The following is a 14,309-nucleotide window of genomic DNA, read 5'->3' as shown; positions in this document are numbered from 1 at the left end:
TATTGAGTCAACACAATTTTTTTGCATTTCTAATCGTTTGACTATTTAACGTGCAAAAACGCGGTATTTGCTCACTTTAGTGGCAAAAAAAGTCGGATTTTTATAGAGATAAATGGATCGTAAGCTCAATCTCGAAGACTACTCATCCATATTGCGGAGACAAAAAAAACGGGCTTTCGCCCGTTTTCTAGTGGTGTTCTTCGTTAAGTAAATCGTCTTTGGCGGCAGCCAAATACTGCACCATAGACCAATAAGTCAGTACAGTCGCCACATAGATAGAAATGTAGCCAAGCCAAATCATCCAGTCGTCATAACGCCAGATCAGTACCCACAGTGCAAACATTTGAGTCAGTGTCTTGACTTTTCCCACCCAAGATACCGCCACACTTGCACGTTTACCGATTTCTGCCATCCATTCACGCAGTGCAGAAATAATAATTTCACGAGCAATCATGGTCACCGCAGGAATGGTTATCCAGATACTGTGGTAATGCTCAGTGATCAAGATCAGCGCCGTGGCAACCAGCACTTTATCGGCCACTGGGTCAATAAATGCACCAAAGCGCGATGTTTGACCTAATTTACGCGCCAACATTCCATCTAACCAATCGGTGAATCCAGCCACCCAAAACACCATAGCGGCAACAAAGGGAGCCCATTCAAAAGGGAGATAAAAGGTCACCACAAAAACAGGGATCAGAAATAATCTGAGCAAGGAGAGAATGTTGGGAATGTTGAAACGCATAATTTATAGGCTCTTTTCGATGGCGCGTTAATGTTGCTGTATTTTTCTTATTGTTTCAATGCTTGATAAATGTTTTCTGCCAATGCGTGGCTTATGCCCGGCACTTTGGCGATTTCTTCAACAGAAGCACGTTTAAGCTCTTGCATGCCACCCAAATATTTGAGTAGCGCTTGACGGCGTTTTGGCCCCACGCCTTCAATTCCTTCAAGGGTACTCGTGCGGCGTGTTTTCCCGCGCTGAGCACGATGCCCGGCAATCGCGTGGTTATGGCTTTCATCACGGATGTGTTGAATCAAATGTAACGCGGGAGCATCACTGGGCAAATGGAATTCATCGCCATCAATAGTGATCAGCGTTTCTAAACCGGGTTTACGTGTCACCCCTTTGGCGATACCGATGATCTTCGGGTACTTCGGCCAATCCTGCCAACATGAGGAGATAATTTCGTACGCACGATTAAGCTGCCCTTTCCCACCATCAATAAAAATAATGTCGGGAATTTTGCTGCTATCGAGCTGCTTGCTGTAACGGCGCTCCAATACCTGTGCCATCGCCGCATAATCATCTCCGCCAGTAATGTCAGTGATGTTGTAACGACGATACTCTTGCTTCACTGGCCCTTCTTGGTTGAAGACCACGCAAGAAGCGATAGTACTCTCGCCCATGGTATGTGAAATATCAAAACACTCCATGCGCGTAATCGCATCCATCCCCAGCTCTTCTTGCAGGGCTTTAAAACGTTGACCAATCGTCATCTTATGATTGATCTTGGTCGTAATCGCAGTTAGCGCGTTGGTATTGGCGAGTCTCAAATAACGTCCACGCGTCCCGGTCGGATTGACATGAAAAGTCACTTTATGGCCCGCTAGCTCACTGATCGCCATTTGTAATGCTTCCGTTTCTTCCGTGAGACCTTGATTAAGAATGATCCGGGTCGGAATACTGCGCGCCTCACTGTGGCTTAAGTAATACTGGCTCAGGAAGCTCTCAAACACTTCGATTTGTGATGTTTCAGCGGGAATTTTCGGGAAATGGCTACGACTTCCCAGCACTTTCCCTTGGCGAATCATCAAAATATGAATGCAGGCTATGCCATTCTCTTGTGCAAAACCAAGCACATCTTGATCTTCCAAACTATCGTCAGAAACAAACTGCTGCTCTTGCACACGGCGAATGGCTTGAATTTGGTCACGCGCTTTTGCGGCGTCTTCAAAGCGTAATTCTCGACTTGCCAGTTCCATTTTCTCGACAAGAATGGACAAGACTTGATTGTCTTTGCCTTGCAAAAAAAGGCGCAAATAATTGACGATTTCTTGGTAGCCATCATCAGAAATCAAACCTTTTACACAAGGCCCTGCACAACGCCCAATCTGATACATCAAACAAGGTCTGGTACGGTTGCTGTATACCGTATCTTCGCACTGGCGAACCGGGAATATCTTCTGGATTAGATGTAATGTTTCACGCACTGCTCCCGAATCAGGATAAGGCCCGAAATATTCACCACGGCGTTTCTTGGCACCACGATGCGATGAAAGTCGCGGGTGTTTGTGCGCACTTAAGAAGATGTAGGGATAAGACTTATCATCACGCAGCAAAACGTTGTATTTGGGTAAATACTGCTTGATGTAGTTGTGTTCAAGGATCAGCGCTTCCGTTTCGGTGTGGGTCACCGTCACGTCAATCTTAGCGATATTGCTCACCAATGCTTTGGTCTTTTCGCTGTCCAAGTTCTTGCGAAAATAACTGGTAAGACGCTTTTTGAGATCTTTGGCTTTACCGACATAAATCACTTCAGCCTCAGCGTTGTACATGCGGTACACGCCGGGCTGGTTGGTGACTGTCTTTAGAAAAGGGGCAGAATCAAACTGTGCAGACACTATAACTTCTCAGTATCTAAGATCCCGTGTCGGATAGCTAAGTGGGTCAATTCCACATCACCGTTAATGTTCAGCTTAGCAAACAGACGATAGCGATAACTGTTGACTGTCTTTGGACTCAAACTGAGCTGCTCAGAAATTTCTGTAACTTTCTGACCTTTAGTGATCATTAACATGATCTGCAATTCGCGCTCAGAGAGATCGGCAAAAGGGTTTTCAGAAGCTGGCGAAAATTGGCTTAATGCCATTTGCTGCGCAATTTCTGGCGAAATATAACGCTGACCACTGTGGACGATACGAATCGCATTGACCATTTCATCCGGAGCCGCACCTTTAGTGAGATAACCCGCGGCACCCGCTTGCATCACCTTAGTTGGGAACGGATTTTCGGTATGCACCGTCAATACAATAATTTTTATATCTGGATTCACACGCAACAGTTTTTTGGTTGCTTCCAAGCCACCAATACCCGGCATGTTCATATCCATTAAAACGACATCCGCATGGTTGGTGCGGCACCATTTTACTGCTTCTTCACCGCTGTCAGCTTCCCCTGCTACTTTCATTCCACGGACGTCTTCAATAATACGTCGTATCCCTGTGCGAACCAGCTCGTGATCATCTACAAGGAAAACACTAATCAAACTTGTATCTCCACACTTATCTATTGGCTCTGCACCCACCGAGACAGTGGATTACAGCGAAGTTACCCTCTACCAATATGGGCAACTTTTCTCACGTGAATATGATCTGAAACCTACACTTTAGCAAGCACTTATTTTCCAAAGTGTCGAATCGCACATGTGGCACATAAAAATCAATAAGTTAATGAAAATCATACTCGACCAATTGAAAGGTTTGGTGAATATAACCCGTTGTTTTCTACCGTTTAACTCGATTAGCTTTGGACGATTTTCGCTCGAGTAATCAAGGATGACACACTATGCCGTGTAATGGATTCTACTATCAGTATAATGTGCCAGCACAGAATAGGATGAATGAGATGAAAGGTGGGCAACATTGAAGATTGAGCAAGGGTTTGTATTAACTCGCCACGCCCGTGATGTGGCAGGACAAACCCAAATTGAGCTATGGCTCGCGACTCCTTCAGGCCCAACTCAACTGATCATTCGCGGTGAGCGCCCAGTGTTTTTTGTTGAACAGTCGGCTTGCTCAGATATCGAACTTATTGCGGCTCAGCTTTCACTGAAGCCATCTCTATCACCTCTTCCCCTGAGGGGTTTTAACGGCCAAGCTCTTGCGGCTTGCTACACCAACACCATTCGTGACTGCCAAGCTTTAGCCGAAAAACTCTCCCAAGCGGGCATACTGACATTAGAAGCGGATATTCGACTGGCTGACCGCTACCTAATGGAGCGCTTTATCCAAGGCAGCATCGAATTTACAGGCTCGATCAACGATTTAGGAACTCACCGCCAAGTTCAGCAAGCCAAATGCCGGCAAGGTGATTACTTACCTCATCTGAGCATGGTGTCACTGGATATTGAATGCTCAGAAAAAGGGCTGCTTTATTCGATTGGTTTGGATAGCCCGATGGACAGTCGGGTGATCATGATAGGTCAGCCAGAACCTGCTGAAACCGCGATTGAATGGGTGGAAGACGAATATCAATTGCTCAAGGCACTGATGGCTTGGTTCGAGCAATTTGACCCTGATGTCATCATTGGCTGGAGTGTGGTCGATTTCGATTTCCGGCTGCTGCATAAGCGCGCGGAATACCACAAACTCAAGCTCACTATCGGTCGTGGCCAACAAGCGAGTTTCTTTCGCTCTGCCAATCAAACCCAACAAGGTTTTATCAGCATCCCCGGCCGTGTAGTGCTTGATGGTATTGATACCTTAAAAACCGCGACTTACCATTTCCGTTCATGGTCATTGGAGTCGGTATCGCAGGAGTTGCTTGGTGAAGGCAAGGCCATTCATAACGTGCATGATCGTATGGACGAAATTAACCAGATGTTTCGTCACGATAAGCCCTCTTTAGCGCGTTACAACTTGCAAGATTGCGTTCTTGTGAACAAGATTTTTGCTGCTACGCATTTACTCGATTTTGCCATCCAGCGCTCACGTTTGACGGGTGTTGAGTTGGATCGCATTGGCGGCTCGGTCGCAGCATTCACCAATCTGTATCTCCCCCAATTGCATCGCGCGGGTTATGTTGCCCCGAACTTACATCCAGAAAATTGGGTAGCCAGTCCCGGTGGTTATGTCATGGATTCAATCCCGGGGCTCTATGACTCAGTACTCGTACTGGATTTTAAAAGCCTTTACCCCTCGATTATTCGCTCATTTTTGATTGACCCGCTTGGCCTTGTCGAAGGTTTAAAACTCCCGATTGGGAAAGAAGTCGATCAAGCCGTCCCCGGTTTTCGCGGAGGTCAATTCCATCGCAGCCGGCATTTTCTGCCCGATATGATTGAAAAGCTATGGGCGGCGCGGGATGAAGCGAAACGCAATCAGGAAAAGGCGTTTTCACAAGCGATTAAAATCATCATGAACTCGTTTTATGGTGTGCTGGGTTCTTCTGGTTGTCGCTTCTTTGATACTCGACTGGCCTCAAGCATCACTATGCGCGGCCATGAGATCATGATCCAAACCAAACAGTTGATTGAAGCACGCGGCTATCAGGTGATTTATGGCGACACTGACTCGACCTTCGTTGCGCTGGGTGGTCAGTACACTCAACCGGAAGCTGATGCAATTGGTAATGCTCTGGTGAGTGAAATCAACCAATGGTGGACGGAGCATTTAAAGCAAGAATATGCCCTTACTTCGATTCTTGAACTCGAATACGAAACGCACTATCGCCGCTTCCTTATGCCCACCATTCGCGGTGCGGAAACTGGTTCGAAAAAACGTTATGCGGGTTTAAAAGGCGATGGCGATAAAGAGCAGATCATTTTTAAAGGCTTGGAAAGTGCACGCACTGACTGGACACCGCTTGCCCAACGTTTTCAGAATCAGCTTTATCAACTGATTTTCCACGGGCAGGATCCGGATGCCTATATTCGAACGACGGTTGAGCAAACCCTCGCAGGCCAGCTTGATGAACAATTGGTGTATCAAAAACGCCTGCGTCGCCGCTTACACGAGTATCAAAAGAATGTACCGCCACAAGTTCGCGCGGCCAGAATGGCCGACGAGATCAACGCAAAACTAGGGCGACCTTTGCAATATCAATATCGCGGCAGTATAGAATATTTGATCACAGTGAATGGCCCAGAACCTAAAGAGTATTCAAAAAGCGCCATTGATTATCAGCACTACATTGATAAGCAACTCAAACCCGTGGCGGACGCCATTTTGCCTTTTATTGGCAAACAGTTTGATGAACTTATTGCTCCACAACTTGGACTGTTTTGAGATCGTTCCTGCCCTGCACAAACTCGACTAACTTCTGGCGAGTGAGCGATTTACTGTAAAACCAACCTTGTACTGCAAAAGGATAGTTATCCCCCATCGCATCAAGTTGTGCTTGGGTTTCAACCCCTTCGACTATGGTTTCTAAATCTAAGGACTGCGCTACCGTCTGCAAATTCACAAACACTTTGCGCCCTTTCTCATTCGCTAATGCCAAAACAAAAGAGCGATCAATCTTGATCCCATCTACATCGAAGCGGTGCAAATAGCTGAGCGAAGAATACCCAGTGCCAAAATCATCAATATAAATTTTCACACCGAGCTGATGCAGTTGATTGAACACAAAAGTCAGTCGCTGCTCGTCCGCTAACAAACTCTCTTCGGTCAATTCAACATGAATGAGCCCCGCTACAGGACGGATAATTTCATCAATCTGGGACATCATATGTTCATCCATTAACGTATCAGCCGTGAGATTGATGCTCACCGGAATTCGAAACCCTTGGTCATGCAATTTGAGCAAGTCATACACCACTCGCTTTACAACCCATAAATCCAGTTCTTTCATCAATCCAGCTTTCGCCAACGAGGGTAAAAAGGAACCCGGATATAGGGTGTTGCCTTGCAAATCCTTAGCCCGAATCAAAGCTTCACACCCGATAACACGTCCTGAACGGTGACAAACTTGGGGTTGATATTCTAGACAGAACTCCTTACTGCTCATCATTTGCAGTTGTTGTTCAACCTTGAGTTGTTCACGCTCTCGTTTGTGTGCCAATGCAATCGGATCATCTTGAAGATGAATAGCTTCTTCTTCACGGCGGGTATACATGGTGTCCAACGAAGGAATGCGTATGGTCTGGTGGCCATATTGTTCATTCATCCTCAATACGGATGGTAAATATAAGATACAACCTAAGCAGATGTTCAGCAGTTGTAGCCATAAAGCATGCCAGTCACCATTGGTTGCTATCCAAGCATTCAGAAAAATGGGGCTATTAAACGGCACAGAAACCATGGGATAAGCGACCCAACCTGAATTCACTGCCCAAAGTGACACCACGACATTCACCATAGGGGTAAGTAAGAAAGGCAAAAACAATCTGGGGTTTAGAATCAGCGGTAAGCCGAATAGAAAAATCTCATTAACGTTGATGATGCCGATAGGAATACTGGCGATAGCCAGTAATCGAATCGTTTTCTGCTTACCAAACAAGAGAATCGCCACCGCTAAAGAGAACGTCGCCCCACTACCACCAATAAACACAAACGTCCCCATAAAGGATAAATTCATCGGGTACGGAGCGCTTTCTCCTATCAATAGATAAGCTTCTGATAACCGACTGGCTTCCTGCAGTAACTCCACCAACGGCAATAAAGCGTAATAACCGTGAATACCAAAAAACCAGAGCAGCGAGTTAAGGCTGGCGAAAGTTAAGCCGAATGCATAAGGGTCATTGGCGTAATCAAAGTGGATGAGGCTGCTAAAAATTTGCCGCGTAACGGGGCCAAACAGAGTTAAGTTCACACACACCACAACAATTGCAGTCAACGCTGCTGGCATAACGAGATTGAGTGATTCACGCACAATCGTTCCCGCACTGTTGGACTGTGTCAGATGCAATACGGGGTAACGCGTCAGCCAAGCGATAAGAGGAATCGCATAAATTGGGGTCACCAGTGCCGTAACAATCTGAAAGGTAGGCAAATTATGATCCGCACTCACGGCTGCGGAGGAGACAACCAAAAACACAATGCTGAGCAACGCAATAGGTGGGCGTGGTAAATGCCAATGCATCGCTAACAGATAGGAAATGGTGGCCGTCATCAAGTAAGGGAAGGTTTCGGCAATCAGTTGGTTTGCGCGATAGAGCATGACTACCCATTCAGGTCGCCATCCGCTGAATAACTCTCCCATACTGGCAATAAATAGAATGAATGAAGAGATCATCAGACAAGGGATCAACCACACCATCCCCTCTCGAATCGAATGCATTGCCGAAACAAGGTATTGAGAAACCTTGGTTAACTCGACCTTTTTTATCGCTCGTAAACGTTTATCAAAACTCAGCATGCTCACCGGCCTCTCGTCAGGCTCATATCTAAAAAGTTAGCACACTAATTTCTTTGTTATTAAATATCTGGGGGAGTGAAACGGAGATTTATTGATAGCACTGAAGAGACTACCCGATACGAAACTCGGTTTTCTTATATTGCGCCACTAACCATGGGCCAAAGCTATCCAGTAGTCCAATTACGGAACGTTTGGGAATCGCACGCTGTTTTAGCAACAAGCCAAGGCGTTCAATTTCAAGTTGCTTTTCCGGGTGGTAACGCAAGAAGCGGGTTCCACACTCAATCGGATCATCAAACCACTGTTTATCTCGGTACATAATGAGTGAGTAGCTGGCGCGCAGCAGTTTTTTTGCCACCATCTGCTGAGCCGAAATCTGCTCTTGCTCACTAGAGGCTTTGGCAATTTTATCTCGGTAGTAAGTTAACCAATCACCCACATCCATATTCCAATGTTTGGCGATTTCCCAACTCGGTTCGTAATGACCAAAACACTCAGCCAAATTGTCACCATACACACAAACACAGCAGTGACGCAGCATAAAGCCCCAAGAGAAAATCGCCTCTAAGGTCGCGATCTCTTCAACAGTCGCCATTTTGATCGATACATCGGTGATCCACGGATAGCTTTTCTGAAAACGCCAGCGAATCGTATTGATTAATGTGGCACGGTTTTCTTCAAAAGCCCCATGAGTTACGACCACAACATCCAAATTAGAACGATTGGGCTGCGCCGTTTTACGCGCCACGCTGCCGTAAAGATAAATACTGTGCAGTGCCTGCCCAGCCCCTGCACGCCAAAAGCGTACCAAATCGGCAATCGCGCTTTGATATTCAGGTTGAAAAGGCTGTTTAGGATCAATCACCGGCAGAGTCATACCGTTCACGTACTCACTTGATTTGCAGAGGCCTTATGTTCCACGATGCGCGCCAATCAATCAATAGTTCACTGTTTCATTGCTTAGCAAAGCATCACTTGCTGAACCTTTGATCGGTCAACACATCTTCAACTTCAAGTCGCAAGGGAGAGATATTCCTTTTCCCCCCTTCCTTTAGTTATAATGCTGCCACTTTTTACACGAAGGATATATTTCATGCCAAAGGCAAGTGAACTGAAAAAAGGTTTTGCCATCGTTTCTAACGGTAAAACTCTGCTGATCAAAGACATCGAAGTGACCACTCCTGGTGGCCGCGGCGGTTCAAAAATCTACAAACTGCGTTGTACTGACCTCAATACTGGCGCACGCGTAGATGAGCGTTACAAGTCTGATGACGTTCTCGATACAGTAGAAATGAACAAACGCCCGATCTCTTTCTCTTACATTGATGGCGATGAGTATGTCTTCATGAACAATGACGACTACACCCCATACAACTTCAAGAAAGATGAAATTGAAGACGAACTGCTGTTCATCACTGAAGAAATTCAAGGCATGAGCGTAGTATTGGTTGACGGTGAAGCAGTTGCCATTGAACTGCCATCTTCAGTTGAAATGGTGATTGAAGAAACTGACCCATCAATCAAAGGTGCTTCAGCGTCTTCTCGTACGAAACCAGCGCGTATGCCAACTGGATTAGTGGTTCAAGTTCCAGAGTACATTGCAACGGGCGATCGTATCGTTATCAATACTGCTGAACGCAAATTCATGAACCGAGCGTAATCCTATGGCTGAGTTAATTTCTATCGACGACACTATTGATACCGCATACGACATTTTCTTGGAAATGGCGCCGGATAACCTCGAACCTGTGGATGTGATTCTGTTCACTGCACAGTTTGATGATCGTGGCGCTGCTGAACTGGTTGATGTCGGCGATGACTGGGATGATCAGGTGGGCTTTGAAGTCGATAAGGAAATCTACGCCGAGGTTCGTATTGGTCTGGTTAACGAAGAGAACGATGTGCTGGACGATGTATTCGCCCGCATGTTGATCAGCCGTGACCCGGATCAGAAGTTTTGTCATATGCTGTGGAAGCGTGACTAAACTTAGCAACGCCAGCCTTCGAGCTGGCGTTACTCTTTTTGCTACTTTCCAAGATCTTAGATTGAGCTAAAAGCCCAATTCCCGTCACAAAAAAATCCGCTAAACTTAACTCAAGTGCAATCAAACTGTGAGTTAGACAATGCGATTTCTCCCACTGCTTACACTTATTTGTGCTCTATTTTCAATTCCCAGTATGGCCAATGAATACCGTTACGGGCCGTTACTCAACTATGCTCAGGCACCACTTGCCAGTCACTCGCTCACTCCGCAGCTTCGCGATGGCTTTTCACTCCCCATGGATAGTCAAGAGCTGTTCGGTGGATTTTCAGCCGCCAGCGTCTGGAGTGACAGTCCTGGCTATGAAGGGGACTTCTACCAAAACCAGTTAAGTCTTGGTTTAAAGTGGCAGATCACTGAACAGTGGCAAACCGAACTGAGTTATCGGCATAGTCAAGCTTGGGATAACCAACTCGACTCACTCACTATGGGCTTTCACAATTTGTTCGGCTTAGATCAAAACGGACGTGATAAAGTGGATAAGCACCGTTTTCACATTGCTATTCCACAATATGGTATTGCGTGGGATGACTTTTCGGGCTCGACCTTAAGCAGCGCATTCTCTGTTTACACCCAGTATCAATTGATCGCCTCAGAACATCATGGCTTCTCGATTGGCGGCAGTTTGTACTACAACCAGCATGGGCTGCTGCGTTTAAGCCGTTTTGAACAGGCACTGCAACTAAACTACACCTACCAACAGGATTCACATCGAATTTATGGCATGGTCGGGGTCACTCATCATGACAAGGGCACTGGAACCTTGCCCATGAAAAATACCTCCCTCACCACTGCGGTAGGTTATGAATATCAAATTAACACCAAGCACCATTTGTTTAGCTCTTTTCATGTCTATCAAGGCACCGTTGAAAGTCCCAAGGAGCTCGAAAAACTCGCAACCGAATATCTGCTGGGCTATCGCTATGTTATGCCATCCAGCGCTTTAGAGATTGCGATGACTGAAAATGTGTTTAGCACAGATAACAGCACTGATATTGCGCTGCACATAAGCTATCGCTACCGCTTGTGAGCATCTCTTTCTCTAAAAAATCTGCGCAATGTGGCAACTTAAACACAAAAAGTTGCAAAACACCGATTTCAAAGAAATGATTTGTCTATGCAAATGATTTTTTGAAAGAGTTGAAACTTGTCACCACGCTATCTGCAAATCAAACAATTTATGCTCGATAACATCGAGTCGGGTCGTTGGCCTGTCGGCTATCGTACCCCAACCGAATTAGAGTTAACGGAGCAATTCGGTGTCAGCCGTATGACAGTCAACAAAGCGCTGCGCGATCTGGTCAGTGAAGGCAGATTACAGCGCCGTCCACGCTTGGGCACCTTTGTTTGCGCTGCAGAAGAGAAAGCCGAATCGCCTTTGCTGGATATTCGCAACATCGCTGATGAAATCCTCAGTCGCGGTAAGCAGTATCACAACAAAGTGGTTGAACAGCGTGCGCTGAATGCGGATGAAGCTGTTGCTATCAAGCTCGGTGTGATGGTGGGTAGCCCAGTGTTTTACAGTGAAATCATTCACTACGCTAACGACATCCCAATGCAACTGGAAGTGCGTTGGGTGAATAGCCGTTCTGCACCACACTATTTAGATCAAGACTTTACGCAAATTACGCCTAATCAATATTTGTCGCAAAACTGTCCACTGAGCGCGATTGAGCATACCGTAGAAGCCATCGTTGCAGATGCGCATGTCAAACAAGCCCTTGCGCTTGCTGCAAATGAACCTTGTTTGCTACTCAATCGCCGTACTTGGAGTGGTGACAAACTGGTTAGCTCAGCCCTGCTCTATCATCCGGGTTCGCGTTATAAACTCAGCTCGAAAGTCCTCTTTAACCAATAATCCCACATGATCACATTTTCGCAACATTCAAGTTGCGAACTTTCACGCTTTCCACTATTTATTTGTATATACATTTGACATGTCGATATCTGGATGGAAAGCGATGAATTGTGTGTTAACCGAAGCGCGTTTAGTAACCATGCAACCGGGGTCGCTAGGTTATCAAGTTACTGAACCACAAACCGTGGTGATTAATCAGGGTAGGATTCAACACATAGGGCAAGATATTGACCTACCCAGCGATGCACTTCCTCTCTCGTGTGCAGGTAAATTAGTCACACCGGGATTAATTGATTGCCACACCCACTTGGTTTATGCAGGCAGTCGTGCCCATGAATTTGAACTGCGTTTACAAGGCGTGCCCTACCAAGCCATCGCCGCTCAAGGCGGAGGCATTCTTTCTACCGTTAACGCGACCCGTCAAGCCAGTGAAGAAGAGTTGATCGAACTGGCGCTACCGCGTTTGGATGGCCTACTGCGTAGCGGTGTGACATCCGTTGAAGTGAAATCCGGCTACGGTCTAACACTCAAGGATGAACTTAAAATGCTGCGCGCCGCCAAAGCGCTGGAGCAGCATCGCCGCGTAAAAATCACCACCACATTACTCGCGGCACACGCACTGCCTCCTGAATTTCAAGGTCATAGTGATGACTATATTGAGCATATTTGCCAAGAGATCATTCCTCTTGTCGCACAGGAACAACTGGCGACCAGCGTGGATGTGTTTTGTGAATCAATTGGCTTTAACGTGGCGCAAACTGAACGCGTGTTCCATGCCGCACAAGAGCATGGTTTGCAAATCAAAGGTCATACCGAGCAACTTTCTAACTTAGGCGGCAGCGCACTCACCGCTCGCATGGGGGGACTCTCGGTTGACCATATCGAATATCTTGATGAAGCGGGCGTGAAAGCATTGGCGCAATCGAGCACGGTTGCGACCTTACTTCCCGGCGCATTCTACTTTTTGCGCGAAACCCAAAAGCCGCCAATTGAATGGCTACGCCAACACCGCGTACCTATGGCAATATCCACCGATTTGAACCCCGGTACGTCACCGTTTGCCGATCTGTTATTAATGATGAATATGGGCTGTACCCTGTTTGGCCTAACACCGGAAGAGACGCTACGCGGTGTTACTTGCCATGCAGCGCAAGCCTTGGGTTACGTCACAAGCCGCGGACAAATCGCTGAAGGTTACGATGCCGATTTAGCGATTTGGAATATCGAGCACCCTGCCGAGCTGAGCTATCAAGTCGGTATTTCTCGCCTGCATGCACGCATGGTTAATGGAGAGCTGAGCTATGAATCCTAACCTCACCACAGAGTACACTTACCAATGGCAAGGCCGCCATGATGCCGAAGACGGTCAAGCTGGGCGTCGTGTGCACCATATCGCTTCTCCAATTCAAGTGGACGAGCTAGCCAATCAGCCTCAAGGGGTAGCGCTGATCGGTTTTGAGTGTGATGCGGGCGTGGAACGCAACAAAGGCCGCACAGGAGCCAAACACGCGCCCAACCTGATCAAGCAAGCGCTGGCTAATCTCGCGTGGCACCATCCAACCTCCATTTACGATTTGGGCAACATTCGCTGTGAAGGTGATGGATTAGAGCAAGCTCAACAAAATTGCGCGCAAGTGATTCAACAGGCTTTGCCTCACGCGCGAGCCATCGTGCTCGGTGGCGGACACGAGATTGCTTGGGCAACCTTTCAGGGTTTAGCACAACATTTCTTGGCAACAGGCGTAAAGCAACCTCGGATCGGCATCATCAATTTTGATGCGCATTTTGACTTACGTGCGTTTGAATCAGAGTTAGTTCCGGTGCGCCCAAGCTCAGGCACGCCGTTTAATCAAATTCACCATTTTTGCCAGCAGCAAGGTTGGGATTTTCATTACGCTTGCCTAGGAGTGAGCCGCGCCAGCAACACGCCCGCGCTGTTTGAACGCGCAGATAAGCTAGGGGTTTGGTATGTTGAAGATAAAGCCTTTTCGCCTTTATCACTCAACTATCACCTTACTCAATTACAACACTTTATTGATGATTGTGATTACCTCTATCTCACCATTGATCTGGACGTGTTTCCGGCAGCCAGTGCGCCCGGTGTGAGTGCGCCTGCCGCGCGTGGTGTGAGCATAGAAGCGCTTGCCCCCTATTTCGACCGAATTCTTCATTACAAAAACAAACTGATGATTGCCGATATCGCCGAGTACAACCCGAGTTTCGATATCGATCAACATACGGCGCGCTTAGCCGCTCGTTTGTGTTGGGACATTGCTAACGCGATGGCCGAACAAGTGCAATCCATCAGTCACTCGTGAATCAAAAGGAG

General features: G+C 46.9%; 12 protein-coding genes. 7 read left to right on the top strand and 5 right to left on the bottom strand.

The window, feature by feature from the left end; all coding sequences use genetic code 11:
* Positions 1–187: 187 nt before the first annotated feature.
* Genes pgsA through uvrY form a run of 3 tightly spaced genes read right to left on the bottom strand, consistent with a single transcriptional unit; the run spans position 188 to position 3,269 of the window.
* Positions 188–745 carry a CDP-diacylglycerol--glycerol-3-phosphate 3-phosphatidyltransferase gene (pgsA, locus tag D908_RS09635; protein ID WP_001211973.1) on the bottom strand — a complete coding sequence of 186 codons (558 nt, stop codon included), beginning with the start codon at positions 743–745 and terminating at the stop codon, positions 188–190.
* Positions 746–792: 47 nt separating this feature from the next.
* Entirely contained in the window at positions 793–2,625 is a 1,833-nt protein-coding gene (gene uvrC, locus D908_RS09640; protein WP_005524505.1) for an excinuclease ABC subunit UvrC, read from the bottom strand.
* Positions 2,625–3,269, bottom strand: a complete 645-nt coding sequence (gene uvrY, locus D908_RS09645) for a UvrY/SirA/GacA family response regulator transcription factor (RefSeq protein ID WP_005510411.1) — start codon at positions 3,267–3,269, stop codon at positions 2,625–2,627. The genes uvrC and uvrY overlap by 1 nt, the downstream gene beginning before the upstream one ends.
* Positions 3,270–3,645: 376 nt before the next feature.
* Between uvrY and D908_RS09650 the strand changes: the two genes are divergently transcribed.
* Entirely contained in the window at positions 3,646–6,009 is a 2,364-nt protein-coding gene (locus D908_RS09650; protein WP_005524504.1) for a DNA polymerase II, read from the top strand.
* Here the strand turns inward: D908_RS09650 and D908_RS09655 are convergent.
* On the bottom strand, positions 5,981–8,080 hold the full coding sequence (locus D908_RS09655) for a PTS sugar transporter subunit IIC/EAL domain-containing protein (RefSeq protein ID WP_005524503.1): 2,100 nt from the start codon (positions 8,078–8,080) through the stop codon (positions 5,981–5,983). The two genes, D908_RS09650 and D908_RS09655, sit on opposite strands and share 29 nt — an antisense overlap.
* 109 nt (positions 8,081–8,189) lie before the next feature.
* Entirely contained in the window at positions 8,190–8,957 is a 768-nt protein-coding gene (locus D908_RS09660) for a nucleotidyltransferase domain-containing protein (RefSeq protein WP_005524502.1), read from the bottom strand.
* Positions 8,958–9,173: 216 nt separating this feature from the next.
* Between D908_RS09660 and yeiP the strand changes: the two genes are divergently transcribed.
* The 6 genes from yeiP (at position 9,174) to hutG (ending at position 14,298) form a co-directional block, all read left to right on the top strand.
* Positions 9,174–9,740 (top strand): elongation factor P-like protein YeiP, encoded by a 567-nt coding sequence (gene yeiP, locus D908_RS09665; RefSeq protein ID WP_001123593.1) that lies wholly within the window; start codon positions 9,174–9,176, stop codon positions 9,738–9,740.
* A 4-nt stretch (positions 9,741–9,744) separates the two neighbouring features.
* Entirely contained in the window at positions 9,745–10,065 is a 321-nt protein-coding gene (locus D908_RS09670) for an HI1450 family dsDNA-mimic protein (RefSeq protein WP_000818872.1), read from the top strand.
* Between the two features lie 139 nt (positions 10,066–10,204).
* On the top strand, positions 10,205–11,152 hold the full coding sequence (locus D908_RS09675) for a DUF3187 family protein (protein ID WP_005524501.1): 948 nt from the start codon (positions 10,205–10,207) through the stop codon (positions 11,150–11,152).
* 117 nt (positions 11,153–11,269) lie between these two features.
* Positions 11,270–11,980, top strand: a complete 711-nt coding sequence (gene hutC, locus D908_RS09680) for a histidine utilization repressor (RefSeq protein WP_005524499.1) — start codon at positions 11,270–11,272, stop codon at positions 11,978–11,980.
* Positions 11,981–12,083: 103 nt separating this feature from the next.
* On the top strand, positions 12,084–13,292 hold the full coding sequence (gene hutI, locus D908_RS09685) for an imidazolonepropionase (protein ID WP_005524498.1): 1,209 nt from the start codon (positions 12,084–12,086) through the stop codon (positions 13,290–13,292).
* Positions 13,282–14,298: a formimidoylglutamase gene (hutG, locus tag D908_RS09690; protein WP_005524496.1), complete on the top strand. Its 1,017-nt coding sequence runs from the start codon at positions 13,282–13,284 to the stop codon at positions 14,296–14,298. Before hutI ends, hutG begins: the two co-directional genes overlap by 11 nt.
* Positions 14,299–14,309 lie beyond the last annotated feature (11 nt).

The organism is Vibrio mimicus CAIM 602, from assembly GCF_000338875.1.
In the GTDB taxonomy this organism is placed as follows: Bacteria; Pseudomonadota; Gammaproteobacteria; order Enterobacterales; family Vibrionaceae; genus Vibrio; species Vibrio mimicus.
Note: the sequence above shows the minus strand (reverse complement) of the source record. Positions and strands in the feature narration are given on the sequence as shown.

Excerpts from the sequence above, each read along its gene's own strand:
- hutI (WP_005524498.1), top strand. The coding sequence starts at position 12,084 with ATGAATTGTGTGTTAACCGAAGCGCGTTTAGTAACCATGCAACCGGGG.
- hutG (WP_005524496.1), top strand. The coding sequence starts at position 13,282 with ATGAATCCTAACCTCACCACAGAGTACACTTACCAATGGCAAGGCCGC.
- yeiP (WP_001123593.1), top strand. The coding sequence starts at position 9,174 with ATGCCAAAGGCAAGTGAACTGAAAAAAGGTTTTGCCATCGTTTCTAAC.
- pgsA (WP_001211973.1), bottom strand. The coding sequence starts at position 745 with ATGCGTTTCAACATTCCCAACATTCTCTCCTTGCTCAGATTATTTCTG.
- D908_RS09660 (WP_005524502.1), bottom strand. The coding sequence starts at position 8,957 with ATGACTCTGCCGGTGATTGATCCTAAACAGCCTTTTCAACCTGAATAT.
- D908_RS09675 (WP_005524501.1), top strand. The coding sequence starts at position 10,205 with ATGCGATTTCTCCCACTGCTTACACTTATTTGTGCTCTATTTTCAATT.
- D908_RS09655 (WP_005524503.1), bottom strand. The coding sequence starts at position 8,080 with ATGCTGAGTTTTGATAAACGTTTACGAGCGATAAAAAAGGTCGAGTTA.
- D908_RS09670 (WP_000818872.1), top strand. The coding sequence starts at position 9,745 with ATGGCTGAGTTAATTTCTATCGACGACACTATTGATACCGCATACGAC.